This is a genomic window from Paenarthrobacter sp. NPDC091669, assembly GCF_044756725.1.
In the GTDB taxonomy this organism is placed as follows: Bacteria; Actinomycetota; Actinomycetes; order Actinomycetales; family Micrococcaceae; genus Arthrobacter; species Arthrobacter bambusae_C.
Window position 1 is genome coordinate 361,156 of record NZ_JBIVTK010000001.1, and the last position, 26,739, is coordinate 387,894.

Genomic DNA, 26,739 nt, shown 5'->3' on the forward strand with positions numbered 1-26,739 from the left:
CCTATGCCCGGCGGAGTGTCACGCCGTCGGACTTCATGAACAGTTCCTTACCCTCTTCGGTAACGCCCGGGCCGGAGTGCTCAAGCCACACCACGTTTCCGCTGCTGGAGATTTCCTCGATCCGGCCAGTGGCAATCACGTGGGCATATTTGACCACTTCCACCGCCTCGCCAACGTTCAGCGTCTTCCAGTCCGAAACCGTAGCCGAGTGAGCGCTTCGCCTGGACAGGACTGCTCCGCGTGCCTTCATTGAACTTCTACCCCTTTGTGGATGTTCTCTGTTGTGTATTGAGTTGTTCACGGTTGACCGTCAAGCCCACAACACCGTTGTTGTGGACGTGACGTACACCATAAGTTCTACTACATTTGCCACGCCCCGGTGCTTGCGTTGCGAACAAAGACCGGGGCGTGACAAAGATGCCCATCAAATGAGCGTTTTATTCGACGTCAGGCCAAAATCCCGACGGCGGATTCGGCGGCCGCGCGGACCGCGCCGGAGCCGACCAAACGGTCAGCCGCTTCCAGTTCCGGCGACAGGAACCGATCGGTGCCCGGGCCCTGAACCACTTCACGAAGTACCTCAAGCACGGCCGTACCGGCAGGACCAGGGGTGAGTTCGCCGTCGGACATTTGCGTCCGCATGTCGATGGCGCGGGCGCTGGTGACAAGCTCGACGGCGAGCACGCGGCGAAGGTTCTCCACGGCCTTGCGCAGCTTCCGGGCAGCGTGCCAGCCCATGGACACGTGGTCTTCCTGCATCGCGGAGCTCGGGATGGAGTCCACTGACGCGGGAACGGCCAGGCGCTTGTTGTCCGAGACCAAGCCGGCCTGCGTGTACTGGGCGATCATCAGGCCCGAGTCCACGCCCGGATCTCCAGCGAGGAACGCCGGAAGCCCGTGCGAGCGTGCGGGATCGAGCATGCGGTCGGTGCGGCGCTCGGCGATGGAGCTGAGGTCCGCTATGGCGATGGCCAGGAAGTCCAGGACGTATGCCACGGGTGCGCCGTGGAAGTTGCCGTTGGACGTGACGCGGCCGTCCGGGAGGACCACCGGGTTGTCGATCGCTGCGGCGAGTTCACGGGAAGCGACCAGCGCTGCGTGGTCCACGGTGTCGCGGACAGCGCCTGCAACCTGCGGCGCACAGCGCAGCGAGTAGGCGTCCTGGACCTTGGTGTCGTTGATCCGGTGGGAAGCAACGATCGGCGAGTTGGACAGCACGCGGAGCATGTTGTCCGCGCTGGCGGCCTGGCCGGGGTGCGGCCGCAGTGCGGCATGGAGCTCCGGCAGGAACACCTGGTCCGTGCCGAGCAGCGCCTCGACGCTGAGCGCGGCGGTGACGTCCGCCGTCGCAAGCAACAAACGGATGTCGGCGATGGCCATCAGGAGCATGCCGAGCATGCCTTCGGTGCCGTTGACGAGGGCCAGGCCCTCCTTCTCAGCGAGGGTAACCGGCTCGATACCGTGCTGCGCGAGCAGCTCAGCAACCGGCGGCTGGCCAGCGGTTCCGTACAGTTCGCCGTCGGGACCTGCGGCTTCGCCTTCGCCCATGAGGACCAGTGCGCAGTGCGACAGCGGCGCGAGGTCGCCCGAGCAACCCAGCGAGCCGAACTCGCGGACCAGAGGGGTGATGCCGGCGTTGAGGACATCCACCATGGTCTGCAGCACCACGGGGCGGACGCCGGTACGCCCGGAAGCCAAAGTCTTGGCGCGGAGGAACATGATGCCGCGGACCACTTCGCGTTCCACGGCCGGGCCCATGCCGGCGGCGTGGCTGCGGATCAGCGACTTCTGCAGCTGGGTGCGGAGGTCGTTGGGGATGTGGCGGTTGGCCAGCGCGCCGAAGCCCGTGGAGATGCCGTAGGCCGGGACATCGCTGGTGGCGAGATCGTCGATGTGGGCGCGGACCTTGGCCACGTTGTCCAGGGCGTCCTGGGAGATGGTCACCTTTGCGTCATGGCGGGCGACGGCGACGACGTCTTCCGGGGTGACGCCGCTGGAGCCGAGGGTAACCGTGAGCTGTTCGTTCGAGGTAATGGTCATGTTCTTACTTGCTCTCTGCGGATTCGTTCATGGGGATGCGGACGCCGCGTTCGTTGGCGACGTCGATGGCGCGGTCGTAGCCGGCGTCGACGTGGCGGATGACGCCCATGCCGGGGTCGTTGGTCAACAGCCGTTCGAGTTTCTGGGCTGCCAGGTCAGTGCCGTCAGCGACCGAGACCTGGCCGGTGTGGATGGACCGGCCAATACCAACCCCACCGCCGTGATGGATGGACACCCAGGTAGCGCCCGAGGACGCAGCGGTCAGTGCGTTAAGCAACGGCCAGTCAGCAACAGCGTCCGAGCCGTCCTTCATGGACTCGGTCTCCCGGTACGGGGACGCCACCGAACCCGAGTCCAGGTGGTCACGGCCGATCACGATCGGGGCCTTGACCTTGCCCTCCTTCACGAGCTGGTTGAACAGCAACCCGGCCTTGGCGCGCTCGCCGTACCCGAGCCAGCAAATACGTGCCGGCAGGCCTTCGAATTCCACGCGGTCCGCGGCAGCGTCGAGCCACTTGTGCAGGTGCGTGTTCTCCGGGAACAGTTCCTTGATCGCCTTGTCCGTCACGGCAATGTCTTCCGGGTCACCGGACAACGCCACCCAGCGGAACGGGCCAAGACCCTCGCAGAACAACGGGCGGATGTAGGCCGGGACGAAGCCGGGGAATTCGAACGCACGGTCATACCCACCCTTCCGGGCCTCGTCACGGATCGAGTTGCCGTAATCAAAGACCTCAGCTCCGGCGTCCTGGAACTCCACCATCGCCTGGACCTGCCGGGCCATGGACGCCTGGGCCTTCTTCGTGAACCCTTCCGGATCAGCCTCGGCTTCGGTGTGCCACTCCGCCACCGTGATGCCCTCGGGCAGGTACGACAACGGGTCATGCGCGGACGTCTGGTCGGTGACTACATCGAACGTCACTTCCCCGGCCTTGTGGCGGGCCAGCAGTTCGGGGAAGACCTCAGCGGCGTTGCCCACATACCCCACGGACCAGCCACGGCGCTCATCCTTCGCGGCCTGGACCTTCGCGATCGCAGCATCCAGATCAGTTTCAACCTCGTCCAGGTACCGTTTCCCCACACGCCGACGCAGGCGGGTCTCGTCCACGTCCACAATCAGGCACGCGCCGTCGTTCAGGGTGACAGCCAGCGGCTGGGCGCCGCCCATCCCGCCGCAACCACCGGTCAATGTCAGGGTGCCCGCCAGCGGACCCTCCGTCGAACCCGGCGCGGCAGCGCCTTCCAAAGACCGGGCCGGGTGGCGCCCCTCCGCGGCGAGCTTGTTCCCGACGGCGGCAAACGTCTCATACGTGCCCTGCAGGATGCCCTGGGTGCCGATGTAGATCCAGGACCCGGCGGTCATCTGGCCGTACATCATCAAACCCTCAGCCTCGAGGCGGCGGAACTCGGGCCACGTCGCCCAATCCCCCACCAGGTTGGAGTTGGCGAGGAGAACCCGCGGTGCCCACTCATTCGTGCGGAACACACCCACCGGCTTCCCCGACTGCACCAGAAGGGTTTCATCCTTCTCCATGGTTTCCAGGGTCCGCGTAATCGCATCGAACGCGGCCCAGGAACGCGCTGCGCGGCCGGTGCCACCGTAGACGACCAGGTCGTCCGGACGTTCAGCGACCTCGGGATCCAGGTTGTTCATCAACATGCGCAACGGTGCCTCGGTCTGCCACGACTTGGCAGTGAGCTCAGTACCCCGCGCAGCCTTAACCGGGCGGGCTCCTGTAGTGAAATCGGCGGGTGCCATGGTGGCTCCTTCGTCAGTGGGAAGTGTGTGCTGGAAAGATCTTCTACTTCTACTAAAGCCCCTTTATCGCGCGGCAGGAACGGCTTTTGGAGTGGTGCTGTCCGGGATTACAGACCCACTCAACCTCTCGCATTCGAGCACCAATGAGCGCATGCTGGACCCATGGCAACGTTCCGTATATCGACCCTTGTGGCAGCACCACCCGAACAGGTTTTCGCGACCTGGACGGATCTTGACCGGTATCCCGAGTGGATCGGCGGAGTCACCCGGGCGGGCGACCTGGTTGGTTCGATTGATGAGCCCGGCAGCCGCTACACGGTGTGGTTCGGGCGGATGGCCAGTCCCACCGAAATCCTTGAGGTTGAACGGCCCCGGCACATCCGCACCCGCTTCGGCAATGCCATCCTGAAGGGCGAGTCGGACGTGACCTTCACTGCCGAGGGCGACGGCACGCGCATCAACCAAGTGTTCATCACCCGGGGATTCATCGCCGGAATCTTCGGGCGGCTGTTCTCCATGGGGTCCTACAAGGGCAGCTTCCGGGGCGAGCTGGAGACTTTCCGAAGACTCGTTGAAAGCGAGACGGCGTGACTGCACGAGGGCGCGTCATGAACCCAACTTCTTAGTTGCCAGGGCGGCCGTGGATCCGCACCGACAATTCGTCTGCCGCTTTCCGGATCCGGGCAGCGAGCACCGGCCATTGCTCGGCCGGCACTTTGTCCTCCAAGAACGTGACGGCGACTGCCGCCGTCGGCCATCCAACGTGGTCGGTCACCGCGGCGGCGATGGAGCCGAATCCCGGTGTGATTTCGCCGTTTTCCGTGGCATAGCCACGCTGCCGCACCTGATCGAGGTGAGAGGACAACGCGGAGTATTTCATGATGGGGAACTCCACCTCGTGCCGCGAGGTGAAGGCGGCGGCGTTCGGATACAGCGCACGGACCTGCGACTTTGGCAGGGCAGCTAGGATCGCTCGGCCTGACGCCGTGAGGTGGCTTGGCAGGCGGACCCCGACGTCGGTCACCAGGCTGGGGCGGTTCTTGGCGCGTTCCTCCACGATGTAGAGGACGTCGCGGCCATGGAGCACCGCGAGGTGCGCGCTCTCGCCGATCACATCAACCAGTGACGCCAGCATGGGCCGGCCAAGCCGCGACAAAGGCTCCTGGCGCGAGTATGCCGAGCTGAGTTCGAAGGCGCTGATGCCCAGCCCGTACCGCTGTTCTTCGTGGAGGTGCAGGACGAAGCCGTTGGCCTCCATCACCCCCAACAGGTGGTAAACACTGGAACGTGGCAATCCCAGTGCCGTGGCAATGTTTGACGCCGCCATCGGGCCGCGTCGCGAGGCCAGCAGCTTCAGGATCCGCAGGGTGTTTTCGGCGGCAGGGACTTTGGAAGTGGCCTTGCCTGGTGCCACTGGCGACGTTGTCATGGTTCCTCACTGCTCAGGGTTCGGGACCAGCGGATCAAAACGACTGTCCGGTATCCCGTACTCAAGCGTGCACCCTCTGGGGCCCGGCAGCCAACCCGTCAGGCTGGGTCGGTGTCTGGGGTGTCAGACAGAGACCTTCCGACGAAGCAGGAACGTGATGGCACCGGCAGCAGCCAGGACCAGCGCCGCAATCAGGCCGAAGGTCCAACCACCCAAGCCGGTGGAGGAAGCTGCCAAGGGAGTGGCCGCCTCTTGCGACAAAGACTCGGCCGACGCCGGCTCGCTGGGCCATGTCGCAGCGGGTGGGACCTCGACATCTGTGATGTCGGGACGTTCAGCATCAACAGGCCCGCCGTCCGGCGCCTCGCCGGTGACGGGAAGCGCGACGGCGGAAACGGGCGCCTGCGGCCACGGCACCACTGTGGGAGCTGCTTCTGCCTGGCGGGCCGCCTCGGCGGCTTTCGCTGCCTCTGCCTGACGGGCTGCTTCGGCGGCCTTCGCAGCGTCGGCCGCTGTACCGGCGTCGAGCGCTGCCTTGTCCGCCAACCCGGCGAGTTCGGCAATCATGGCATCGATCGAGGCAACGTGGACGGCGGTGGCTTCGTCACGCTTTGCAGCAGCAAACTGCCCCGCCGTGGCGAATGCCCGAAGGTCAGCCCGGCTGCCCTCCAGCGCTACCGTGGCAGCCGCCCGCCGTTCCGCCCCTTTATCCAGGGTGGCGTAGGCAAGGATCCGGTTGTCCAGGTCCTGCGCAGTATCGAAACCATACTCAAGGAAGTACCGGACATCTGCGTGGTTGGGGGAGCCCAGGGCAAGGTCAGCCGCCTTGTTCACGTGGCTGCCACCGAGGTCGAGCAGCTGGTAAACGCGCTGGCGGTCCGCGCCGAAAGCCGATACTCCGCTTGAATCCCGCGCAATGGCTTCTGGGTGGCCCTTGGCCACGAAGTTCTTGATCGCCGCGTCGCCACCCAACATCGCCGCCTCGGCTGCCTTCTTCACTTCAGGCGTGCCAACCAATGCGAGATCCACGGTGACCTGCCGGGCTTCCTTGACCAGCGCGTCAAGGTCGGCACCGGGAGCGGTGAGGGTCGCCAAAAGTCCGGGCAATTCCTTGGCGGCACTTGCAAAGGTTTCCTTGAACGGCTTTTCGGAAGCCGCGCTTGCACTGTCCAGGACATTTCGCGGAACGGCCTGGGCACTGAGGAGATCGCGATCAGCAGTCAGACGTGTCGTGTCTGCTTTCCGGGCCGCCGCAGCGGTGTTTCGTGCTTGTTCCACGGCGGTCTTTGCCCGGTCGGCGACTGCTGCGGCTCCTGCGGGATTGGCCTTGACGTCGTCTTTGACCTGCTGGAGCAGGGCAGAAACAGCAGCCGATTCAGTGTGGTGCCCGCCTGCAACGAACTGGCCGTAGCGGAGGTAATCGGCAACCTTCGCGGCGTCGGCGGCGGGCTCGGTGGTGGCAAGAGCGGTCTTAGCTCCGGCTGAAACCGCGGGGTTGGGCGAGGCGATCAGCGCGTACACCGCCTGCCGGTCCGACACCTTGGCCTTGACCTTCCAGCCGCTCAGGACGAACTCCTCTACGGCCTTCTCGCCTTCGTCAAGGCTCTTCTGAGCCTCGCGCTGAACCAGGCCGTTGTTGTACTCGGCGAAGTAGTAGGCAACCGTTTTGAGGTCCACCCTCCACGTGCTCTCCCAGCCGGACGCGAGGAACGCATCGATCCTGGCCGGATCACCGGTGGCAAGAATCTCCTTGGCTTTCGAGCGAACATGCTCGCTACCCCGCTCCGTCAGCTCGGTGACCATTTGTTTGCGGTCCGCTGCCAGCGGTACGTCCTGCCCGCCGTCGACGAATGCCTGGACCGCACTTGCGCCACCCACGAGGGCCGACGCAGCTGCGGCGCGGGTGGCCGGGCCACCCGTCCTCCACAGCTCAAGGACGCCCGCCGCGTCGGAGGCCCGTTCAACATACGGGACTGGAGCTTGCGATGCGCTGGGAACCTCGAAATCGGGAATGTCGTAAGCCTGCGCGGGGGATGCAAAGAGCAAAGACGCGCCAGCCACAACGGCAACAACGGCAGCGGCCCAACGGCGTCGAGTGTGACGAAGTACAGAAATCAAAAGTCCCCCATAAGGATGCGGTGGCAGCGCTGAATTCAAGGGGGGCGACGCTGAAAAGCGAGGGTTGCCTGACCGGTTTGATGAGCTGTCCGCGGTCATCATATCTGAACGGCGACTATGACTTTGACCACCCTCCGAAAACCGTCCGGTCCGCCAGAGCCGCCGGGTCCGCCCACAGCAGCAGTGTCTGCGATCAAAGACACCAAACCCCCGTGAGTCCGATCACAAGGGGCCCAAAAGTGATCTGCTGGATAGCGATCCCCTCCCAAAGACGAGAAGGTTTTACTATGCAACAAACCAAGCTGGCCGCGGAGAACTCTGTCCTCCAGGCCGCGGGTACGGCGCTCAGCCGGGGCCTGAACGTCCGCCACATCCGCTTCATGGCCCTCGGATCCGCAATCGGTACGGGCCTCTTCTACGGCTCTGCTTCTGCGATTCAGAAGGCCGGCCCGGCCGTCCTGCTGGCCTACATCATTGGCGGCGCGGCCGTGTTCATGGTGATGCGCGCACTCGGCGAAATGGCCGTGCGACACCCCGTGTCGGGCTCCTTTGGCCAGTACGCGTCCAAGTACCTCGGACCGTTCGCGGGTTTCGTGACCGGGTGGACGTACGTGTTCGAGATGGCCATTGTGGCCATCGCCGACGTCACTGCTTTCAGTATCTATATGGGTTTCTGGTTCCCCCAGGTGGACAGATGGGTCTGGGTCCTGGCCATCATTCTGTTCCTTGGCGCCATGAACCTGCTCAGTGTCAAGGTGTTCGGCGAGCTCGAGTTCTGGTTCTCCCTCATCAAGGTGGTGGCGATCATCGCCATGATCGTGGGCGGTGCAGCGATTGTGGTGTTCGGCTTCCAAACGGGCGACGGCGGCGGCGTGGCACCGGGACTGGGGAACCTGGTGAACCACGGCGGCTTCCTCCCGAACGGCTTCGAGGGGCTCCTTGCTGCATTTGCCGTGGTGATGTTCGCCTTTGGCGGGATCGAAACCATCGGCATTACCGCGGGCGAAGCCACCAACCCCAAGAAGGTCATCCCCCAGGCAGTTAATACCGTGCCGGTCCGCGTGCTGCTCTTCTACGTACTGACGTTGGGTGTGCTGATGAGCATCTTCCCGTGGAACGAGATCGGCAGCAGCGGCAGCCCGTTCGTGCAGATCTTCGACGGCCTGGGCATCCCGGCCGCGCCGCACATCCTCAACGCCGTGGTCATTACTGCCGCGCTCTCCGCTATCAACAGCGACATTTTCGGAGCAGGCCGCATCCTGTTCGGCCTCGCCCAGCAGGGTCACGCGCCGAAGAGCTTCAGCAAGATCTCGCGGCACGGCGTTCCCTGGATGACCGTGGTGATGATGGGCGGCATCCTGCTGATTGGCGTCGTGCTGAACGCCGTGATTCCTGAAGACGTCTTTGTGCTCATCGCATCGATCGCCACCTTTGCCACCGTGTGGGTCTGGGTGATGATCCTGGCGTCGCACGTGGCCATGAAGCGGGAGATCAAGCGCAAGGGGCTGCCGGCGTCGGAATTCGGGTCACCTCTGTGGCCTGCTGCGTCCGTCCTGACCATGGCCTTTATGGCAATGGTCATCGTGATCCTCGGCGTCTTCGAGGACACCCGGGTAGCCCTGTATGTCGGCGGCACCTGGCTGGTGCTGCTGTTCGTGGCCTACAAACTGTGGGTCCGCGGCGGCGGCCTCCGCCGGGCAGAGCTGGTGGACGAAACCGCCTGATTCCCTGCGCCGAAACTACAGTTGATGCCAATGTTCACGCGGAACATTGGCATCAACTGTCGTCTCGCGAGGGCTCAGCTCAGATGGCAGCAGCAGCGGAGCGCACGGCGTCGGACAAGGGAGTTGCCGGGCGCCCGATCAGTTTCCGGAGATCACCGGTGGTGACCAACAGCTCGCCGCGGCCAATGCCCAGATCGGTATCGGCCAGGATCTGCGCGAAGCCTTCCGGTACCCCTGCGCCCGTCAGGAGATCGGCGTACTGGTCTGCCGGGAGGTCCCGGTATTCGATGGACTTCCCTGATGCAGCGCTGATTTCGGCGGCCAGCTCGTCCAAGGTAAAGGCCTCGTCCCCGCCCAATTCGTAGATCTTGCCGGCCTGGTGCTCCGCGACCAGAACCGCGGCTGCAGCTTGTGCATAGTCTGCGCGGGAAGCACCGCTGACCTTGCCGTTTCCGGCGCTGCCAGCAAGCGCTCCCTGCGCAAGCGTTCCCGGCAACTGATCGGTGTAGTTCTCGATGTACCAGCTGTTGCGAAGGAGGGCGAAGGGGACGCCGGATTCCTTCAGGATGGATTCCGTGGCCTGGTGCTCTGCGGCCAGCTTCATGCGGGTGGTGTCTGCGTTGGCAATGCTGGTGTAGGCCAGAAGCTCCACGCCCTCGGCCTTTGCAGCCTCGATGACCGTGCGGTGCTGCTCTACCCGCTGGCCGACGGCACTTCCCGAAATGAGAAGGACCTTGGTGGCACCCTTAAGCGCTTGGGCCACAGAGGCAGCGTCGTCGTAGTCCATTGCAGCGGCGCGAACACCGCGGGCAACAAAGCCGGACAGCTTTTCGATGGAGCGGCCTGTGGCAACAATGCTGTCAGCGGGGACATTGCGCTCGAGCAGGGCCTCAATGACATGGCGGCCCAGCTGGCCTGTTGCTCCGGTAATGACGATGCTCATGACTGGTTCCTTTCAAGGAAGTTATTGGGTCGGTCACCGATCACAACCAGCGCTTCAACAGATAACTTCCCGAAAGAGAGTACGCACTTTAAGGTAAGGTACTGACATGAAAGTAAGTACCCTCTTGGCTCCCCTTCCGGCCGGCGTCGCGGACGGTGTCTTCCCAGCCGGCTGCCCGAGCCGGACGGTACTGGACCACATCACCAGCAAATGGGGCGTGCTGATTCTGCTCTCGCTGTCCGAAGGAGATCAGCGATGGAGCGAACTGCGCCGACGAGCTGAGGGCATCAGCGAGAAAATGCTGGCCCAAACCCTGAAAACCCTCGAACGGGACGGACTGGTGCGCCGCGATGCACAACCCGTCATCCCGCCGCGCGTGGACTACAGCCTGACTGAACGCGGCCGCGAACTCACGGCACTGCTGATCCCACTAGTGACCTGGGCCTTCGATAATGCCGAGGAAATCATCGGCGGCCAAAGTTAGCCCGGATTTGGGGACTTACCGGGCCGACCAACCACCGTCCATGGTGTAGCTCGCACCGGTGACCATCCCGGCGTCGTCGGAGGCCATCCACGCCGCCAACGACGCAACTTCCTCCACCTCCACCAGCCGCTTCACGGCGGACTCCGTGAGCATCACTTTGGCCAGGACCTCGGCTTCGGGGATGCCGTGGAGCCGGGCCTGATCGGCGATCTGCTTCTCCACCAAGGGGGTCCGTACATAGCCCGGATTGATGCAGTTGGAGGTGACACCGTGCTCGCCACCTTCCAGTGCGGTGACTTTGCTGAGCCCTTCGAGGCCGTGCTTGGCGGAGACGTAGGCACTCTTGTACGCCGAGGCGCGGAGCCCGTGGACCGACGAGATGTTGATGATCCGGCCGAACCCGTTGGCGTACATGTGCGGGAGGGCGGCCCTGATGAGGAGGAACGGTGCCTCCAGCATCAGGGCCAGGATCCGCCGGAACTCCGCGGGTTCGAACTCCTCGATGGGCGCGACCTTCTGGATGCCGGCGTTGTTGACCAGGATGTCGCAATCCAGGCTCAGTGCGGCCAGGGCGTCGACGTCCAGAAGGTCCACTGTCCAGGCTGTGCCGCCCAGCTCATCGGCGAGCGTCGCCGCTCCGGAGGCATCGACGTCGGCTACTACAACCTTCGCGCCGCGGGCGGCGAGTGCCCGGGCGCAGGCGGCCCCGATCCCACTCGCCCCGCCGGTCACCAGTGCTTTGCGTCCGTTCAAGGAGTTATCCACGGGTTCAGCCTTTCGACGTAGATGACGTGGCCAGTCCGTGACGGATGGCGTCGGCCTGGTCCACTTCCTGCAGGGCGATGCCCTTGGTCTCCTTCAGCGAAACAACCGCGACGACGGTGATGGCGCAAGCAACCACGAGGTAGATGGCTGTGGGAACCCAGGAGCCGGTGTCCTTGAGCCACTGGGTGGCCAGCAGCGGCGCGAGTGAGCCGGCGAAGATCGAGGTGACCTGCGAGCCGAGCGAAACGCCCGAGTAACGCATGCGGGTGGGGAAGAGTTCGGACATGATGGCCGGCTGGCCCGCGTACATGAACGCGTGCAGGCAGAGGCCGATGGTCACGGCGAGGACGATGATTACGGCGTTCTTGGTATCGAACATGGGGAAGGCGAAGAACGGCCAGGTGGCACCGGCAATAGCGCCCACGAGGTACACGGGTTTGCGTCCCCACGAGTCCACCAAGCGTCCGACCTGCGGGATGACCAGGAAGTGGATGACGTGGGCGATCAGAAGGGCGAGCAGGAGCGAGGAGGTGTCGTACTTATGGACGCTCTTGAGGTACACGATCGCGAAGCTCACCACGAGGTAGTACATGATGTTCTCGGCGAAGCGGAGGCCCATGGCCTGGAGGATGCCCTTGGGGTACTTTCGGATGACTTCGCCAACGCCGTAGCTGATGGCCTTGGACTCCTCCACCTGCGCCTTGGCTTCGAGGAAGATGGGGGCTTCGGTGACGTGGGTGCGGATGTAGTAGCCCACGAACACGATCACTGCGGAGAGCCAGAACGCTACGCGCCAACCCCAGCCGAGGAAGGCTTCGCTGCTGAGAACTGAGGACATGGTGAACAGGACCGCGGTGGCCAGGAGATTACCCACTGGCACTGCTGCTTGCGGCCAGGAGGACCAGAAGCCACGCGACTTGTTGGGGCTGTGCTCAGCCACCAACAGCACCGCGCCGCCCCATTCGCCGCCCAGGGCGAAGCCCTGGATGAAGCGGAGTGCCACCAGCATGGCCGGAGCCCAGTACCCGATGTCCACGAAGCCCGGAAGGCAGCCCATCAGGAAGGTGGAGACGCCCACGATCACAATGGTCAACTGCAGGGTGGGCTTGCGGCCGAGCTTGTCGCCGATCTGGCCGAACACGATGCCACCGAGCGGGCGGGCAACGAATCCGACGGCGTAGGTGATGAACGCCTGGATGATGCCGTCCAGTTCATTGCCGGTGCTCGGGAAGAAGTACTTGCCGAAAACCAGCGTGGCGGCCGTGGCGTACAGGAAGAACTCGTACCACTCCACCACGGTGCCCACCATCGAGGCCGCGACGATCTTCTTGAGTCCGGAGCCTTCGCCGGCGCCCTTCCCTGCTTTTGATGCGGAGCGCTGCTCTACGCTCATATCCATCTCCTCAGTGTCCTCTTTGACCCTTTTGAACGTGATGTGATCCACAACACGAAATGCTCCACTGAGTATTGCCGCAGATTTGTTGTGTCTCAATGACCAAAGCAGCACCCTGTGTGTGCAAAATTGCAGATATGAAGCCGAACCCGGATGACCTCCTCATCTTCCTCGCCGTCTCACGTTCAGGAAAATTTACGACGGCGGCCCAAGCCTTGGGGCTCAACCACACCACCGTTTCGCGCAGGATAGCGGCGCTGGAGAAGGCGCTGGGCGGCAGGATCCTCGCGCGGGCCGCGGGCGGTTGGGAGGTCACGGAGTTGGGCGCGGAGGCCGTACTGGTCGCAGAACGGATTGAGGCTGCGGTGGGCGCGCTGGGACCCAGCGACCGCGCGCCCGACCCCATTACCGGCGTCGTACGCATGACCGCGACCGATGGCTTCAGCGCCTATATCGCGGCCCCAGCGGTGGCGCGATTGCGGAGGGAACACCCTGGGTTGAGCGTGGAGATCGTGACGGTGACCAGGCGGGCGTTGCAGCAGCGCTCCGGCCTGGATATCGAGGTGGTGGTGGGGACGCCGCAGGTCCACCGGGCCGAAGCGATCAGGCTGGGCGAATACCGGCTGGGAATGTACGCGTCCCGGGCCTACTTAGCGGCAAAGGGTACCCCGGAGAGCATCGAGGAACTCACTCAGCACCAACTGGTCTACTTTGTGGATTCCATGCTCCAAGTGGACGATCTGGATGCTCCCCGCAGGCTTGTTCCCACCATGCGGGACGGGCTGAGTTCAACCAACGTGTTCGTCCACGTCGAGGCCACCAGGGCAGGGGCCGGCATCGGGTTTCTGCCGTGCTTCATGGCCGACCGGCACGCTGATTTGGTGCGCCTGCTGCCCTCGGATTTCGCCGAGCTGCTCCCCTACTGGATGGTCCTCCGCCCGGACTCCATGCGCCGCCCCGCGGTAGCCGCCGTCGTGCAGGCACTGCGGGAGGAGACCGAGCAGCGGCGGGAAGAGCTGCTGGGGGCTGAATAGCCCGCCGGCGGCGGGGACCATCAGGACCCCAGCGGGATCACCAGCGGCGTGTGGCTCACGGGGTCATCGATCACGATGCACGGCAGGCCGAACACGTGCTCCACCAGCTCGGCCGTCACGACATCTGCAGGCCGCCCCTCGGCCACCACGGCCCCGTCCTTCATGGCGATCAGGTGTGTGGCGTAACGGCATGCATGGTTGAGGTCGTGCAGCACGGCCACCAGCGTGTTCCCTTCGCGGTTGAGCCGCCGAAACAGTTCCAGCAGCTCAATCTGGTGCGCGATATCCAGGAACGTGGTGGGCTCGTCCAGCAGGAGCAGCGGGGTTTGCTGGGCCAGGACCATGGCCACCCACACTCGCTGCCGCTGCCCGCCGGAGAGCTCGTCCACCAAACGCCCGGACAACGACGTCACGTTGGTGGCTTCCAACGCAGCAACCACGGCCGCTTCATCGGACTCTGACCACTGGCGCAGCAACTTCTGGTGCGGGTAGCGCCCCCGGGCAACGAGGTCGGCCACGGTTATTCCGTCGGGCGCAATGGAGGTCTGCGGCAGCAAACCCAAGCGTCGGGCGACTTCCTTGGCACCGTAGGAGGAGATGCTCTTGCCATCCAACAGCACGGAACCGGAACCGGGCTCAAGCAGCCGGGACAGCGCACGCAAAAGCGTCGACTTCCCGCAGGCATTGGGCCCAACAATCACAGTGAACCCACCATCGGGAATGCGCACGTCCAACGCCTCAGACACGGTCCGGCCCGCATATCCGAGGCTTACGTTCTCGGCGCGGAGCCGGGCGCCCACACCATGCGGGCCAACAGAAGCCGGAACATCCATCACATCAGTCACAGCAATTTCCTTCATTTCTTGGCTCATTGCCGTTTCACTTCGCGGGCAAGGAGCCACACGAGGTAGCAGCCGCCGATACTGACGGTCACCACACCCACGGGCAATTGGATCGGCGCGAACAGGTTCTGCGCCACGATGTCGCTGGCCACCAGCAGGAAGGCGCCCATGGCCGCGGAGGGAACCATGCCCACCGAGGCGGAGCGGGTCAGCCGGCGTGCCAGTTGCGGGGCGGCAAGGGAGACGAAAGCGATCGGTCCGGCCGCAGCGGTGACCATCGCCGTCAAAGCCACGCCTACCACTGCCAGGACCAGCCGCGATCCTTCCAGCCGAACGCCCAAGGCGCGGGCGGCGTCGTCGCCCATTTCCAACAGCCCCAACCGCCTGCCGTAAAACACCAGCACGGCCAGCAGCAGCACAAAGACACCCACCACGGGCAGCACCTGGTCCCACGAGACCTTGTTGAGGGAACCGGCACCCCAGACGGCAGCGGACATCGCCTGTTCCAGGGAGGCCTTGAGGATCATAAAAGTGTTCACGGAAGCCAACATGGCACTCACGGCGATGCCGGCAATAATGAGCCGGAACCCCTGGATGCCCTTCTTATACGCGAACAGGTACACCAGGGCAGCAGTTACCAGGCCACCCAGCAACGCACCGGCCGACACCGCAAAGTAGCCGCCACCCATCAGCAGGATGACCACCAGGGCACCCGTGTAGGCGCCGGTGTTGAAGCCAATGACGTCCGGACTTCCCAGCGCATTGCGCGTCAGCGACTGGAAGATTGCCCCGCTGACCCCCATGGCCGCCCCCAATAACAGGGCCAGGAGGACGCGGGGCAATCTCCACTCCACCACCACCATGTGCACGGCTCCGCTGGATTGACCCAGCAAAGCCGATACGACGTCCGGCACCGCAACGCTGAACTCACCCAGGCCAAGGGCGACGACGGCGAGCGCCAGGGCGGCGGCGATGAGGACGGCGGTGACAACAAGGGTACGGACGTCGACGCGCAGTGAAAGCCGCCCACCGAAGCGGCGGACAGCAAGGGTCCGGCGGCCAAAATCGATGGAACGGGCCTGCTGCATGGAAGGGGCCTGTTGGATGGGAGCCGCGGGATCGGTGCGCGTCACAGCGTGCTCACTTTCCGGCGTCGGATGAGCCATATCAGGACAGGCGCACCAATGAAGGCCGTGATGATGCCTACCTGCATTTCGCCAGGGCGGAGCACCAGCCTGCCCGCAATGTCAGAGACGAGGAGCAGCACAGGCGAAAGCACCAGGGTGTAGGCCAGAATCCAGCGCTGGTCCGGCCCGACGATCCACCGGGCCACGTGCGGAACCATGAGCCCCACAAAGCCGATGGGTCCTGCCGCGGCCGTTGCGGCACCGCTAAGCAGGGTGACGGACACGATGGTCCAAATCCGGGTGCGGATGATGTTGGCGCCGAGGGACTTGGCAGTGTCGTCGCCCATGGCCACGGCGTTCAGGGGCCGGGCAAGGGCGAGTGCTATGAGCGTCCCCACCAGGATGAACGGCGCTACGGTGGTGAAGATTTCCCAGGTACGGTTGCTCAACGTCCCGGCGCTCCAACTGCGCATGCTGTCGAACACGGCGGGCCGCAAGAGGGTGATCCCTGACGAAATTCCGCCCAGGACTGCTCCCAGGGCAACGCCGGCAAGGGTGAGGCGGAGCGGTGTCGCGCCGCCTCTCCCCCGCGAGCCGATGAAGTACACGGCTACGGTGGCAACCACGGCACCGGCGAACGAGAACCAGATGTACTCATGGATGCTGGTCACGCCGAACAGCGCAACCCCGAGCACTACGAAGAAGCCCGCACCCGCGTTGACGCCCAGGATGCCGGGGTCCGCCAACGGGTTGCGCGTCAAGGCCTGGATCAACGCCCCGGACAGGCCGAGGGCGATGCCCACCACCACTCCGGTGACGGTGCGGGGCAGGCGGAGGTCGTGGATGATCACGTGCTCCGGCGAGGCATCGTAGGCAGTGATGGCGGGCCAGAGATTGCCCATGTCCACGTCTTTAGACCCCACCACCAGGCTTAGCCACAGAACCAGGGCCAGCGCGGCAATCGCTGCAAGAAGTCCCAGGAGTCGGTACCGGTTCACGGCCACCAACCCGGCGGGGCGCGCATCTGCAGAAGAAACCGGCGCCGCGTCCTGCGGTTCAGCCATGACCGGGCGCGGCGCCATGGTTCCGGACGCCATTTAGAGGCCCAGCAATTCGAACTTGGCGTCCTGAAGGTCCACGATTTCCTCGCGATCGCGTTTCTCGTTGGACCAAAGATCGTCGAACCAGCGGCGGGTTTCGGCGTCGAGGTTTTCCCAACGCGCTTCCCAGGCCTCGCTCTTATCCGTCCAGTAGCCGATCAGCTTGTAGGACTCGGGCGTGAGCTTCTTGTCATGCCGGAGGTACTTGCGGATCCCGCGCAGCACCTTGGTTTCGCCGGCCACCCAGATGTAGCCGATGCCGCCAGGCAACTCCATGGAGCGCAGGACCTCGCCCAGCCGGGACTGGCTGTGGCCGTTGCCGCCATGGATCCAGGCGACCTCGGTTCCAGCGCCCAGGGTCAGCTCCTGCTGGTGCGACGGGTGCTCCACTTCGATCAGGACGCGGGTCCGAACTCCCGGCGGCGTCTGCTCCACCAGCCGCGCGACGGCGGGGAGGCCGGTCGCGTCGGCCAGCAGGATCTGCCACTGAAGGTCCGCCGGGGGTTCGTACAGTCCGGTGGGCGAGTTAAGCCCGACGACGTCACCCACCTGGGCGCGCTGCGCCCAGGAAGCTGCCAATCCGCCGTCGTGAACGACGAAGTCAATGTCCACCGTTCCGGCGGCGGGGTCCACAGCGCGGACGGTGTAGGTCCGCATGGCGGACGGCTCTACGCCCTCGGACCAGTCCCAGGAGTCCCCGGTGGAGATGGGCAGCCGGGCCTCATGCGTGCCGGGATCGGGGAGGAAGACCCTGAGATATTCGTCGCCGACACCCGTGGTGTCGAAGCCGGCCAGGCCGGGACCGCCGAAGGTAATCCGCACCATTCCAGGCGTCAAACGGCGGGTGGCGAGGACCTCGGCCCGGTAGATGGCCATCATGACAGGAGGGCCTTTTCGAACTTCTCCAGCAGTGCGTACTGGCCGCTCGGGGAGCCGTAGATCATTTCGAGGTCGTAGGTGTGGATCTGTTTGTTGGCCACGAAGGGCAGTGAGGTCCACAGCTTGTTGTTGGCCAGCGGGGCGAAGGCGTCCGGGTTGGCGCCATCCTTCTCGGGAACCTCGGTGGTGATGATGGCATCGATGCCGTTGAGCTGTTCCAACTGCTCGGCGCTCAGTTTGGAGCCTTCACCGTCGGCCAGCGGGGAGACCTTCAGGCCCAGGTCCTTGATGACCAGGCATGGCGTTCCGTAGCAGCTGACCGATACCTGGTCCTCGTAGTAATCCACGGGGCCAATCACCAGGTCGCTCTTGCCGGCGGCGGCCAGGCGCTTCTTTACGTCGTCCATCTTTGCCTGGTACTTGTCCATCCACACCTGGTACTGCTCCGTCTTGCCGAAGGCCTCGGCTACGGTCTTGAACTTGGTGCGCCAGTCGCTGCCGTCGAAGCCGTTGAACGTGTAGGTGGGAGCGATGTCGGAGAGCTTGCCGTCAAGCTCCTTGTCGTAGCCCAGGCCATTGAGGATGACATCCGGCTGAGCCTTGAGGATGGCCTCGAAGTTGAACTCGGGGTAGTTGGTGAAGGGCGTGATGCCCTTGAGTGCTTCCTGGTCAAAGAAAGACGGGAAGCCTGTGTAACCGCTGTCGCGGATGGGCTGCTGGCTGGCCAGCGGAATGCCCAGCGTGATCAGCATGTCCAGGTCCGTGGTGTACATGCCCAAAGCCTTCTTGGGCTCCGCGGGCATGTTGACCTCTTTGACCTCACTGGTGACAGTGCGGGTTTCCGATTTCGCACTGGCGCTGGCATTGGTAGTGGCACATCCGCTCATCAGAAGGGCTGCGGATGCCAGGGCCGCAACGGCGGCCGACATGGTTTTAGGGCGTGAAATCACTGCGGTCCTCTTGGTTCTCAGGGGAGACGGAGAGCTCCCGATGGCGTCCGCGGCCCCGTTGATGGGTCCTCGCAGCGGCTGCCGAAGTTAGGTATACCTACCCTAACAACGGACTGGTCTGAGAAACCGCTGGAATCTATTCGGAACCGGCCAAAGAGTGATGGTTTCCGGCCTTAAGCGAGGACACGTACCAGCCGGGAGTGTGCCCCATCACTTTTCGGAACACCTGAACGAAAGCGCTCGGGTTGTTGTAACCCACCCGCCTGCTGACCGAAGAAACGGGGTAGCCGGCAGCCAGCAGCCCCAAGGCAACCCGCACCCTGGCATGGATGCGCCACTGCGCAAAAGTCATGCCGGTTTCCTTGTGGAACAGGCGGGAAAGGTTGCGGACACTGATGGCAACCTTCACGCTCCACTCCTCCAGGGAACGGTCCAGTGCGGGATCATCCAGGAGCGCCCGGGCTATGAGTTCCAGCCGGGGGTCCGTGGGCATCGGCAGCAGCATCGGCCGGGCATCCACAACATCCAAAAGTCCCACCACCACCTGCTCCGAGCGCTCACGGATGGAGTCGTCCATATCGAAAGCGCTCATGTGGCGCAGCAACTCCTGCGCTGCGGCCGGCACCGTCACCGCCACGGTCCGGCTCGCAAGATTCGGCACTACCTGGCCGTCGATGTGCGAGCAGTAAAACCCTGTACCCTGCGCGGATTTCACAGCATGGACCACGCCCGCGGGGATCCAGAGGCCCAGGGTTGCCGGTACGGCGAAGAAACCGCCGTCGGCCTCCACCGTCAGGACACCGCGGGCACCCCACAGCAACTCATGGGTAGTGTGGACGTGTTCAGTCCAGGTTGCGGGCGTCGCGCACTCGAAATACTGCGTGCAGACGCCATTGACCTGCTGTACCCCCACCCCTGCCGTCGCCTGTGGCACGGTCTGTCCGGATTGCGATATAGCTTGGCGGGTCATCTGGCCTTCTTGAAGTTAGGTGAGCCTTACTATGGTAAGCATGCCCTCCCGTTCCGCCATTCCGTCCTGCCCACCCGGGCGTAACAAGCCAACACCGTGGACGGCTTCCCGTCTCTTCAAGTTCACCCTGTTGGCCAATGGCCGCTGGAAGTTGCTGCTGGTGGGCTGCGCCGGCTTTATCCTGCATCAAGTCAGCGAGGCTCTGGTTCCCGCGACCATCGGTGCCGCCGTTGACAAGGCAATCGCACCGCACGACGCCGGCGCCCTCCTCTGGTGGCTTGGCGCCTTGGCCGTCGTCTTCGTGGTGCTCGCCCTTTCCTGGCGCATCGGCACCTTGGCCACCAACCGCTCCTTCCTCTACGGTTCGCACGACCTCCGGCAGTTGGCGGTGGAACGCACCCTTCACCCACGCGGCATGGCGGCCCGGCGCGCACCCGGCGAAATCGTGGCGATCGCCTCCTCCGACGCAGACAGGGTTGCCGGCCTGTCATGGCTCATCGGTGGGGGCATCGCCGCGGCGGCCGGCGTCGTAACCTCCGCAGTGACGCTGCTGCTGATTTCGGTCCCCTTGGGCATCGCGGTCCTGGTGGCCACGCCCGTCATGCTGGTGGTGATGCAGCGCCTCACCAAGCCGTTGGAGGACCGCAGCGATGTGGAACAGTCCTCAGCGGCCAGCGCCGGCGCGCTGGCCACGGACTTCGTGACCGGATCACGCCCCCTCAAGGGTCTCGGGGCCGAGGAAGCAGCCATCACCCGATACCAGGCCGCCAGCCGGACATCGCTGCTGGCCGGGCTGCGGGCTGTCCGGGCCAGGTCCGCCTACAACGGCGCCAGCACCGCGCTGTCCGCTGCGTTCCTGGCCGGGATCTCCTTCTTCGCAGCGTGGTTCGCGGTCCAAGGCAGCATCACGGTGGGCCAACTGGTGGCGGTTGTCGGCGTGGCCCAATATGTCCAGGGGCCCATGGCCGCGCTGGGCTTCCTCAGCGTGGATTTCGCCCGGAAACGGGCCTCAGCGGCACGCATCGCGGTACTGCTCGAGGAACCGGAGGCGGTGCCTGCGACTGTTGACGGGGAACGCCTTGCCGACGGCTACCGCGCAGCTTCAGGGGACCGCCTCGCCGCAGCAGAAAGCACGACGGCGTCCGCCACGTCAGCGACGCAGCCCGCCTCCGCGGGGCACCCGGTCCCGCTCCTCGAACTCCGTGACAGCCCTGACAACAGCGCCTTCCCTCCCTTCACGGCCTCCGCCGGGGAGATCGTGGGCGTGGTGCTGCCGGACGGCCCGCAAGCCAGGCGATTGGTGGACACCCTTGGTTTCCGCACACCCGCTCCCCGCGGCGTAGTGTCCATCGACGGCCACGACGCCGCCGACCTGGACCCACTGGATGTCCGCTCCAAAGTCTTCGCCGATACTCACGAAGGCGTCCTTTTCCGCGGCAGTGTCCGCGACAACGTGGCAGCAGCCGATATCCCCCTGCAAGAGCGCGCCATGGCGGCTGCAGCCGTCGCGGACTTCGTTTCCCAACTGCCGGATGGCACCGAAACCGTTCTTACCGGGCATGGCCAGAGCCTGTCCGGTGGGCAGCGGCAGCGGCTGGTTCTTGGCCGCTCGCTGCACCAGCAGCAGCCGGTGCTGGTCCTGCACGACCCCACCACCGCCGTCGACACCGCTACCGAAGCTGTGATCGCGGAAGGCCTCCGCAACTTCCCGGACAAGGCGTTGGTGTTGGTCACCACCAGCCCCACGCTGTTGGCCGTCTGTCACCGGGTGGTGGTGGGAGGTGCCGATGGGGCGTCGGAAACCGGGACGCACCGGGAACTCCTCGCGACGTCGGCCGGCTACCGCGAGGTGGTGGGTTCATGAGCACCGACATCCTGCCCATCGCCACACCCCGTGAGACCCGGCGGGCCATGTGGCGCCTGTTGGCACAGCGCCCCGGCAGGCTCGCCTTGACCGTGTTCGTCCTGCTGGCGGCGGCCTGCTGTGGACTGGCAGCGCCGGCGATCCTGGGCATCATGGTCAACATCGCGGCCGGCGGCGGAGACGTCATGAACTTGCTGTGGCTGGCCATCGGCTTGCTGGTTGCGGGTGGATGCGGCGCCCTGCTGGGCATCCTGGGCCAGAACCTGCTGGCCCGGATCTGCGAGGAAGCCCTCGCCGGCCTCCGCGAGGAGGTCTTCGCGGCAGCTGTCCGGAAGCCCTTGGCGCAGCTCGAAAAGGCGGGCATCGGCGATGTTGTGGCCCGCGTGTCCGGCGATGTCGAGGCTGTCAGCGAAGCCATTTCCGGAGTACTGCCGGCGTTCACCAGCGCAGCCTTCACTATCGCTGTCACCTTGCTGGGCCTGGGGGTCATCGACTGGCGCTTTGCCGTGGCCGTCCTCATCGCCGCACCCTTACAGGTGTTCACGCTGCGGTGGTTCCTCAAACGGACCGCCCCCATTTACCGGACCGTCCGTATCACCGAGGCCAACCGGACCGAACAGATCATCGAGACCGTCCACGGCTCACCGTCGGTCCTGGCGTTGGGTCTCGGGTCGCGCCATGCGGAGCTGGTGGCAACTGCTTCCCAGGAGAACATCGGCCACGCGCTCAAGGGCGTCAGCTACCTGACCCGGTTCTACAACCGCCTCAACCTGGCCGAACTCATAGGCCTGTCCGCAGTGCTCGTGGTGGGCTTCTGGCTTCACTCCGAGGGCATCGTGACTATTGGTGCGGCGACGGCGGCTGCGCTGTACTTCTACCGGCTGTTCGATCCGATCGGGCTGGTCTTGGGGCAGTTCGATGAACTCCAGAAGGCCGCTGCCGGCCTGGGGCGCATGTTCGGGCTGACCATGTCAACGGCCAAGACCTCCCCAACCGCCGAATCCCGCGCCACTGATTCCAGCATCGTCCTGGACAACGTCAGCTTCTCCTACCCCGGCCAGGGGCCCGCGCTCCACGGCGTCTCGCTCACAGTACGACCGGGTGAGCGGGTTGCGATCGTCGGCACCTCAGGAGCCGGAAAGACCACCCTGGCCAAGGTCATCATGGGCTTGGAACACCCGGACAGCGGGACCGCCTGGGTGGGTGGGCTCGACTCAGCCGCCGCAGCCCCCGCGGACCTGCACTCGAGGATCGCGATGGTCAGCCAGGAGGTGCACGTCTTCTCAGGAACGCTGGCCGAGGACCTCAAGCTTGCCAAGCCGGACGCTTCCCCCGCTGAACTCCCGCGCGTCCTCGCCGCCGTGGGGGCTACCTGGATGAACACGCTCGACGACGGACTGGAGACGCCCGTAGGCGCCGGCGGCCACCAGCTCACCCCCGAACAAGCACAGCAGCTGGCGCTGGCCCGGCTCATGCTCAAGGATCCGCCCATTGCGGTCCTCGACGAAGCTACTGCTGAGGCGGGAACCGGCTCAGCCACCATGCTGGACCAGGCTGCCGAAGCCGCGTTGGCGGGGCGGACGTCCGTGGTGATCGCACACCGTTTATCCCAAGCAGCGTCGGCGGACACCGTTGTGGTGATGGAGCAGGGACGGATTATCGAGTCGGGCCCGCATCAGGAATTGCTGGCCGGCGGGGGCCGTTACGCCACCTTGTGGGAGGCGTGGAACAGCTCACTCAGCCGCAACTGAGGGATCGGCCGCGGGGACGGCTACGGGGTCATGCCGCACCGGCGTTCCCGCCGCAAAAGACCGCACTTTCGCATCATCCCAGATGTGCGCCGGGACGCCTCCGCCCAGGAGTTTGCGGGCCAGTGTGGGGTCATCTCCGAAAGGTGCGTGGCTGCCGGCCATGATCATATTGCCGTAACGGCGGCCCTTAAGCATGGCAGGGTCCGCGATGATCATGGTGTGCTCGAAAGTGTCGGCGATGGTCGCGGCATCTGCCCGGGCGTTCTTGAGGTCAGGAGCGTCCCCGGAGTTGACCACGTACAGGCCGTCGGGGGCAAGCACCGCGTCGGCATGCGCCGTGAACTCGCGGGTGGTCAGCGCGCGGGGTGTGAAGGCACCGGCGAAGACGTCGCGGATGATGAGGTCCCGGGTATCCGGAGTGAGGGATTCAGTGACCTGCCGGGCTTCGCCCACACGGAGCCTCAACAACGGCGCCTTGGGAAGGTCGAACCAGCCGCGCACATAGTCGGCCAGTTTGCCGTCCAGTTCCACCACTACCTGCCGGGCTTCCGGGTAGGCGGCGTGGAAGTAGCGCGCCATGGAGCAGGCTCCCCCGCCGAGGTGCAAGGCCCGCAGCTTCGGTTTCTGCTCCGGCGGCCAACGTGATTCCACCAAGGCAGCGATCCAACGCATGTACTCAAAATCCAGGAACAGCGGATCGGCGAGGTCAATGTGGGAACTCATCACACCGTTGATCTTCAGCAGCCAGCCGTTGGAGTTGTCCTGGTCCGGGATGAGCTCGCAGTCGCCGGTATCGATGTAGTAGACCCCCGCAACCGGACCATCAGGACGGGTGCCGGAAGGCACCTCGACGACTCCCGTCGTCGACCTCTGGGACCTGTTGGGTTTGCCGCGTTTCGCCACTACTTCAGCCCTGCTTGAGTCATGCTTCAAGCCTAGTGGAGCGCCCCATTACTCCGAACGGTCACATCGAAGGTAAGGCTACTTACCTTTACGGCCTCTGGAGCCCTATGATCTCTACATGGAACTCGGAGCATCGGTGTGGGCGGAGGTGTTGACCGTGGCTGTCGCATGGTTGACGGTGGTCTGCCTGCTGCTGGCCCGTGTGCCCAAACCGCCGGGCCTCCTCGATTCGCCGCTGGACATGGATCCGCCCGACGATCCGGAATCGCGTTAGGTCTGGCAGTTGGTGCCTGCGGTCCGCACGTGTCAGTTTATGCGGATGGAAAGGGTTTCGTAGGCGATGACCGAGCCCTCCGCCGGCGCCCGGCAGGTCAGCTGCCTCCGCGGTGCGCGGCTGGCCCGCAATTCCACCTCGATATGCGCCGGATGGGGCGGCCGGCCAGTGATCTGGATGCGCCAGTGGTCGCCCTCCCGCAAGGTCCCAGTGACCCCAAAATCCTGCCGGCCGGCAGGACCGAACCGCCCCAGCACCGCCACCACTGCGGCTTGCTGGGGCGGCAAAAGATCCGTATATCCACGCAGATACCCGGCGTGGATACGACCGGCCAGATGCTCCTCAACGGTGGCCACGGAGGACCCGGCGTCGAGCCCTCCGTAGTACACGCCGTCCGGAGCGATGACCACGTTGGCCGCAAACCTGTCACCGCCAACGTGGGAGCACTCCCACACCATCTCCGGCCATCGCTCGCTGAGTGCACGTCCCACGGGGCGCCCCCATACTGCGCAGCAGGGGTCGTGCTGACCGTGGGCGCAAACCATGATGACCGGTGGAAAACCGGGCTCCCCGGGAGATACCAGGGCTGATGCAATCCCTGCGAGGTCCTCATCCCGCTCCCACGTTCCCCAGTGCTGTCGATGGGCGCCGGAGCCTTCATGGCGAAGTACAGCCCATCTGCCCGGACCCGGGCGGCGGCGAGGGCCGGGCCGCCGCACCAGGAGAATCCGCGCATTCGCCGTCCGCGCGGCTGAGATGACGAGCGCTTTGGTCCCAGCCTCGAGATCGAGGGCGTCAAAGCCGTTGGGCGGCCACGCGCCCCGGTACTCCACAAGGACCCAGACGAGGCCGGGTGACGCTGTGCCTGCCATCGAGTCGCCGCGCACCCGGGCAGTTTCCGCGCAGAAGAAGCGTTCCGTTGCGGCTGCCGGGGACGTCATTGTGTAACGGGGACAAGAACTCCTGCGCGCAACAACCTCTCAGCCAGTTCCAGGCCGATGTCCGCCGCGAGGTAATCCCCGCCCTCCAGCAGGCGCCGCACGGACGGCAGATCTTCCTCGGGGAAGTCCAGCCAACCGACGCGGGTTGTGAGGCGTGAGCCATCGAACCGTGCTTCCAGGGCCTCCCGAAGACGAACCAGCGACTCCGGCCTGAGTCCGTCAATGGCCGCGAGCTGGGCCACCGGACCCAGCGGAGCCGGCCGCCCTTGTCCCCTTCGGGCCCGATGGAAAAGGGACGTCGTATCGGCTTCAAGGACAGCGGCGGCGAGACGTTCGCGGACTGCGGCGATTTCCTCCTCAGGTCCGGCGACACCCAATGGCAAGGACCGGCGCATCCCTGGATCGTCACAGAGCGCGGCAAGCGCGGCCTGTGCCAGATGCTCGGCCAAGGCATGGCGGGTCCAGGTGTGAATACCCAAGGTGAGATGGATGGAAACTTTCCCCTGCGCCTGGGCGGCATGGAGCCAGCCTCGTGGCAGGTAAAGGACATCGCCCGGCTCGAGGACCGTGTCGATGTACGCCGCGCCTTGAGCGGCCTCTTCGACGGCGGAGCGGCGATCCGTCCAAGGCTGGCTTCGCAGCGGATCTACGTGGACCGGCTCATGGATGATCCAGCGCTTGGTTCCCTCGATCTGCAGCACGAAGACGTCGTGGATGTCGTAGTGATCATCGAAGCCACGGTTCTGCGGCGGGGTGATGTAAGCGTTGGCCTGCACAGGATGTCCGAGTTCAGTGCTCAACTGCGAGCTGAAACTCGACACAGGCTCCCACGTGCGGTGCAGCGCTTGCAGGACGAGGGTGGCGCCGTCAGCGAATTTGCGCCACAGCGCGGTGTCGTCAAGTTGGTCCGAGATGGTGGCGCCGACCCCTGCCGGAGAAGTGTAGGAGGACTCGGGAAGCGTGGAGCCTCCTTTGGCGACGCGCAGGAACGGCGTCCGCAGCCCGCGCCGCGAAACCAATTCGTCCACTGCGCCGGCTGAAAAAACATCGGAGAAGTCGCTGACACCGCGGCTGAGCAGGGCGGTCCGCCCCCAGACATCACTGGCGAATTTTTCCTGGCCGATGTCGATTAAGCGTGTTTCCAGGACCCCGCCGCCTTTCACGGCGCCGGGGTCCTGGAAATCAGTACTGGTAGAGCTCAAACCTAGCTGCCCTGTTGTCCGGCGCCGCCGTCCGCGCCACCATCGGCGCCACCGTCGGCACCGCCGTCGTGCGTGCCGGGCACGCCGTCCGCACCACCGTCAGCGGGGCCTTCTGCACCACCATCTGCGCCGCCGTCGGCACCACCGTCAGCACCGCCGTCGTGCGTGCCGGGCACGCCGTCCGCACCACCGTCCGCGGGGCCTTCTGCACCACCATCTGCGCCGCCGTCGGCACCACCGTCAGCAC

At 65.0% G+C, this 26,739-nt stretch carries 25 protein-coding genes; 8 read left to right on the forward strand and 17 right to left on the reverse strand.

The window, feature by feature from the left end; translation table 11 throughout:
* Position 1: 1 nt before the first annotated feature.
* From ACIQLI_RS01685 to ACIQLI_RS01695, 3 genes are all read right to left on the reverse strand, one after another.
* The gene (locus ACIQLI_RS01685) at positions 2-250 is read right to left on the reverse strand and encodes a hypothetical protein (protein ID WP_400384359.1); all 249 of its coding nucleotides are present in this window, start codon (positions 248-250) and stop codon (positions 2-4) included.
* Between the two features lie 197 nt (positions 251-447).
* Entirely contained in the window at positions 448-2,040 is a 1,593-nt protein-coding gene (gene hutH, locus ACIQLI_RS01690; protein WP_354228633.1) for a histidine ammonia-lyase, read from the reverse strand.
* 4 nt (positions 2,041-2,044) lie between these two features.
* Entirely contained in the window at positions 2,045-3,799 is a 1,755-nt protein-coding gene (locus ACIQLI_RS01695) for a urocanate hydratase (RefSeq protein ID WP_400384362.1), read from the reverse strand.
* 162 nt (positions 3,800-3,961) lie between these two features.
* Here ACIQLI_RS01695 and ACIQLI_RS01700 point away from each other — a divergent pair, with 162 nt between their 5' ends.
* Positions 3,962-4,390, forward strand: coding sequence for an SRPBCC domain-containing protein (locus ACIQLI_RS01700; RefSeq protein ID WP_400384364.1), 429 nt, complete (start codon positions 3,962-3,964; stop codon positions 4,388-4,390).
* 31 nt (positions 4,391-4,421) lie between these two features.
* Here ACIQLI_RS01700 and ACIQLI_RS01705 read toward each other — a convergent pair whose 3' ends face one another.
* The gene (locus ACIQLI_RS01705) at positions 4,422-5,228 is read right to left on the reverse strand and encodes an IclR family transcriptional regulator (protein WP_089593401.1); all 807 of its coding nucleotides are present in this window, start codon (positions 5,226-5,228) and stop codon (positions 4,422-4,424) included.
* A 123-nt stretch (positions 5,229-5,351) separates the two neighbouring features.
* Positions 5,352-7,346, reverse strand: a complete 1,995-nt coding sequence (locus tag ACIQLI_RS01710) for a hypothetical protein (RefSeq protein WP_400384367.1) — start codon at positions 7,344-7,346, stop codon at positions 5,352-5,354.
* A 287-nt stretch (positions 7,347-7,633) separates the two neighbouring features.
* Here ACIQLI_RS01710 and ACIQLI_RS01715 point away from each other — a divergent pair, with 287 nt between their 5' ends.
* Entirely contained in the window at positions 7,634-9,070 is a 1,437-nt protein-coding gene (locus tag ACIQLI_RS01715; RefSeq protein WP_400384369.1) for an amino acid permease, read from the forward strand.
* Between the two features lie 79 nt (positions 9,071-9,149).
* Here ACIQLI_RS01715 and ACIQLI_RS01720 read toward each other — a convergent pair whose 3' ends face one another.
* Positions 9,150-10,013 carry an SDR family oxidoreductase gene (locus ACIQLI_RS01720; protein WP_231340581.1) on the reverse strand — a complete coding sequence of 288 codons (864 nt, stop codon included), beginning with the start codon at positions 10,011-10,013 and terminating at the stop codon, positions 9,150-9,152.
* A gap of 106 nt (positions 10,014-10,119) precedes the next feature.
* Between ACIQLI_RS01720 and ACIQLI_RS01725 the strand changes: the two genes are divergently transcribed.
* Complete coding sequence (locus ACIQLI_RS01725; protein WP_400384372.1) at positions 10,120-10,497, forward strand: winged helix-turn-helix transcriptional regulator; 378 nt, start codon at positions 10,120-10,122, stop codon at positions 10,495-10,497.
* Between the two features lie 15 nt (positions 10,498-10,512).
* Here the strand turns inward: ACIQLI_RS01725 and ACIQLI_RS01730 are convergent, their stop codons facing one another.
* Together ACIQLI_RS01730 and ACIQLI_RS01735 are read right to left on the reverse strand one after the other, a co-directional pair.
* The gene (locus ACIQLI_RS01730; RefSeq protein ID WP_354232094.1) at positions 10,513-11,262 is read right to left on the reverse strand and encodes a 3-hydroxybutyrate dehydrogenase; all 750 of its coding nucleotides are present in this window, start codon (positions 11,260-11,262) and stop codon (positions 10,513-10,515) included.
* Between the two features lie 4 nt (positions 11,263-11,266).
* Positions 11,267-12,655: an MFS transporter gene (locus ACIQLI_RS01735; protein ID WP_354232092.1), complete on the reverse strand. Its 1,389-nt coding sequence runs from the start codon at positions 12,653-12,655 to the stop codon at positions 11,267-11,269.
* Positions 12,656-12,792: 137 nt separating this feature from the next.
* Between ACIQLI_RS01735 and ACIQLI_RS01740 the strand changes: the two genes are divergently transcribed.
* A complete protein-coding gene (locus ACIQLI_RS01740) occupies positions 12,793-13,689 on the forward strand; it encodes a LysR family transcriptional regulator (RefSeq protein ID WP_354232090.1) in 897 nt (298 codons plus the stop codon).
* A gap of 20 nt (positions 13,690-13,709) precedes the next feature.
* On the opposite strand, the gene ACIQLI_RS01745 is transcribed toward ACIQLI_RS01740, so the two are convergent.
* The 6 genes from ACIQLI_RS01745 to ACIQLI_RS01770 form a co-directional block, all read right to left on the reverse strand.
* Positions 13,710-14,561, reverse strand: a complete 852-nt coding sequence (locus tag ACIQLI_RS01745) for an ABC transporter ATP-binding protein (protein ID WP_400384376.1) — start codon at positions 14,559-14,561, stop codon at positions 13,710-13,712.
* The gene (locus ACIQLI_RS01750; protein ID WP_400384783.1) at positions 14,558-15,619 is read right to left on the reverse strand and encodes a FecCD family ABC transporter permease; all 1,062 of its coding nucleotides are present in this window, start codon (positions 15,617-15,619) and stop codon (positions 14,558-14,560) included. The genes ACIQLI_RS01745 and ACIQLI_RS01750 overlap by 4 nt, the downstream gene beginning before the upstream one ends.
* Positions 15,620-15,660: 41 nt before the next feature.
* The gene (locus ACIQLI_RS01755) at positions 15,661-16,755 is read right to left on the reverse strand and encodes an iron chelate uptake ABC transporter family permease subunit (RefSeq protein WP_400384378.1); all 1,095 of its coding nucleotides are present in this window, start codon (positions 16,753-16,755) and stop codon (positions 15,661-15,663) included.
* A complete protein-coding gene (locus tag ACIQLI_RS01760; protein WP_400384381.1) occupies positions 16,756-17,637 on the reverse strand; it encodes a siderophore-interacting protein in 882 nt (293 codons plus the stop codon).
* A complete protein-coding gene (locus tag ACIQLI_RS01765; RefSeq protein WP_400384383.1) occupies positions 17,634-18,587 on the reverse strand; it encodes an ABC transporter substrate-binding protein in 954 nt (317 codons plus the stop codon). The genes ACIQLI_RS01760 and ACIQLI_RS01765 overlap by 4 nt, the downstream gene beginning before the upstream one ends.
* 136 nt (positions 18,588-18,723) lie before the next feature.
* On the reverse strand, positions 18,724-19,557 hold the full coding sequence (locus ACIQLI_RS01770) for a helix-turn-helix domain-containing protein (RefSeq protein ID WP_400384385.1): 834 nt from the start codon (positions 19,555-19,557) through the stop codon (positions 18,724-18,726).
* A gap of 40 nt (positions 19,558-19,597) precedes the next feature.
* Between ACIQLI_RS01770 and ACIQLI_RS01775 the strand changes: the two genes are divergently transcribed.
* Together ACIQLI_RS01775 and ACIQLI_RS01780 are read left to right on the forward strand one after the other, a co-directional pair.
* Complete coding sequence (locus ACIQLI_RS01775) at positions 19,598-21,421, forward strand: ABC transporter transmembrane domain-containing protein (protein WP_400384388.1); 1,824 nt, start codon at positions 19,598-19,600, stop codon at positions 21,419-21,421.
* Positions 21,418-23,172: an ABC transporter ATP-binding protein gene (locus ACIQLI_RS01780; RefSeq protein ID WP_400384391.1), complete on the forward strand. Its 1,755-nt coding sequence runs from the start codon at positions 21,418-21,420 to the stop codon at positions 23,170-23,172. Before ACIQLI_RS01775 ends, ACIQLI_RS01780 begins: the two co-directional genes overlap by 4 nt.
* Here ACIQLI_RS01780 and ACIQLI_RS01785 read toward each other — a convergent pair.
* Entirely contained in the window at positions 23,155-24,075 is a 921-nt protein-coding gene (locus tag ACIQLI_RS01785; RefSeq protein WP_400384394.1) for a spermidine synthase, read from the reverse strand. The genes ACIQLI_RS01780 and ACIQLI_RS01785 overlap by 18 nt on opposite strands.
* Positions 24,076-24,193: 118 nt before the next feature.
* On the opposite strand from ACIQLI_RS01785, the gene ACIQLI_RS01790 reads away from it, so the two are divergent.
* On the forward strand, positions 24,194-24,349 hold the full coding sequence (locus ACIQLI_RS01790) for a hypothetical protein (RefSeq protein WP_198318330.1): 156 nt from the start codon (positions 24,194-24,196) through the stop codon (positions 24,347-24,349).
* A 32-nt stretch (positions 24,350-24,381) separates the two neighbouring features.
* Here the strand turns inward: ACIQLI_RS01790 and ACIQLI_RS01795 are convergent, their stop codons facing one another.
* A complete protein-coding gene (locus ACIQLI_RS01795) occupies positions 24,382-25,290 on the reverse strand; it encodes a sucrase ferredoxin (RefSeq protein ID WP_400384397.1) in 909 nt (302 codons plus the stop codon).
* Positions 25,287-26,492, reverse strand: a complete 1,206-nt coding sequence (locus tag ACIQLI_RS01800; protein WP_400384400.1) for a cupin domain-containing protein — start codon at positions 26,490-26,492, stop codon at positions 25,287-25,289. The genes ACIQLI_RS01795 and ACIQLI_RS01800 overlap by 4 nt, the downstream gene beginning before the upstream one ends.
* Positions 26,493-26,506: 14 nt before the next feature.
* Between ACIQLI_RS01800 and ACIQLI_RS01805 the strand changes: the two genes are divergently transcribed.
* A partial coding sequence (locus ACIQLI_RS01805) for a hypothetical protein (protein ID WP_400384403.1) occupies positions 26,507-26,739 on the forward strand: 233 nt, incomplete at its 3' end.

What these genes read in the sequence shown, in the direction of transcription:
- ACIQLI_RS01715 (WP_400384369.1), top strand. Translation starts at nt 7,634, where the DNA reads ATGCAACAAACCAAGCTGGCCGCGGAGAACTCTGTCCTCCAGGCCGCG.
- ACIQLI_RS01750 (WP_400384783.1), bottom strand. Translation starts at nt 15,619, where the DNA reads ATGCAGCAGGCCCGTTCCATCGATTTTGGCCGCCGGACCCTTGCTGTC.
- ACIQLI_RS01725 (WP_400384372.1), top strand. Translation starts at nt 10,120, where the DNA reads ATGAAAGTAAGTACCCTCTTGGCTCCCCTTCCGGCCGGCGTCGCGGAC.
- ACIQLI_RS01780 (WP_400384391.1), top strand. Translation starts at nt 21,418, where the DNA reads ATGAGCACCGACATCCTGCCCATCGCCACACCCCGTGAGACCCGGCGG.
- ACIQLI_RS01775 (WP_400384388.1), top strand. Translation starts at nt 19,598, where the DNA reads ATGCCCTCCCGTTCCGCCATTCCGTCCTGCCCACCCGGGCGTAACAAG.
- ACIQLI_RS01760 (WP_400384381.1), bottom strand. Translation starts at nt 17,637, where the DNA reads ATGATGGCCATCTACCGGGCCGAGGTCCTCGCCACCCGCCGTTTGACG.
- ACIQLI_RS01735 (WP_354232092.1), bottom strand. Translation starts at nt 12,655, where the DNA reads ATGAGCGTAGAGCAGCGCTCCGCATCAAAAGCAGGGAAGGGCGCCGGC.
- ACIQLI_RS01755 (WP_400384378.1), bottom strand. Translation starts at nt 16,755, where the DNA reads ATGGCGTCCGGAACCATGGCGCCGCGCCCGGTCATGGCTGAACCGCAG.
- ACIQLI_RS01685 (WP_400384359.1), bottom strand. Translation starts at nt 250, where the DNA reads ATGAAGGCACGCGGAGCAGTCCTGTCCAGGCGAAGCGCTCACTCGGCT.
- ACIQLI_RS01705 (WP_089593401.1), bottom strand. Translation starts at nt 5,228, where the DNA reads ATGACAACGTCGCCAGTGGCACCAGGCAAGGCCACTTCCAAAGTCCCT.
- ACIQLI_RS01745 (WP_400384376.1), bottom strand. Translation starts at nt 14,561, where the DNA reads ATGAGCCAAGAAATGAAGGAAATTGCTGTGACTGATGTGATGGATGTT.
- ACIQLI_RS01770 (WP_400384385.1), bottom strand. Translation starts at nt 19,557, where the DNA reads ATGACCCGCCAAGCTATATCGCAATCCGGACAGACCGTGCCACAGGCG.
- ACIQLI_RS01695 (WP_400384362.1), bottom strand. Translation starts at nt 3,799, where the DNA reads ATGGCACCCGCCGATTTCACTACAGGAGCCCGCCCGGTTAAGGCTGCG.
- ACIQLI_RS01795 (WP_400384397.1), bottom strand. Translation starts at nt 25,290, where the DNA reads ATGACGTCCCCGGCAGCCGCAACGGAACGCTTCTTCTGCGCGGAAACT.
- ACIQLI_RS01790 (WP_198318330.1), top strand. Translation starts at nt 24,194, where the DNA reads ATGGAACTCGGAGCATCGGTGTGGGCGGAGGTGTTGACCGTGGCTGTC.
- ACIQLI_RS01700 (WP_400384364.1), top strand. Translation starts at nt 3,962, where the DNA reads ATGGCAACGTTCCGTATATCGACCCTTGTGGCAGCACCACCCGAACAG.
- hutH (WP_354228633.1), bottom strand. Translation starts at nt 2,040, where the DNA reads ATGACCATTACCTCGAACGAACAGCTCACGGTTACCCTCGGCTCCAGC.
- ACIQLI_RS01740 (WP_354232090.1), top strand. Translation starts at nt 12,793, where the DNA reads ATGAAGCCGAACCCGGATGACCTCCTCATCTTCCTCGCCGTCTCACGT.
- ACIQLI_RS01720 (WP_231340581.1), bottom strand. Translation starts at nt 10,013, where the DNA reads ATGAGCATCGTCATTACCGGAGCAACAGGCCAGCTGGGCCGCCATGTC.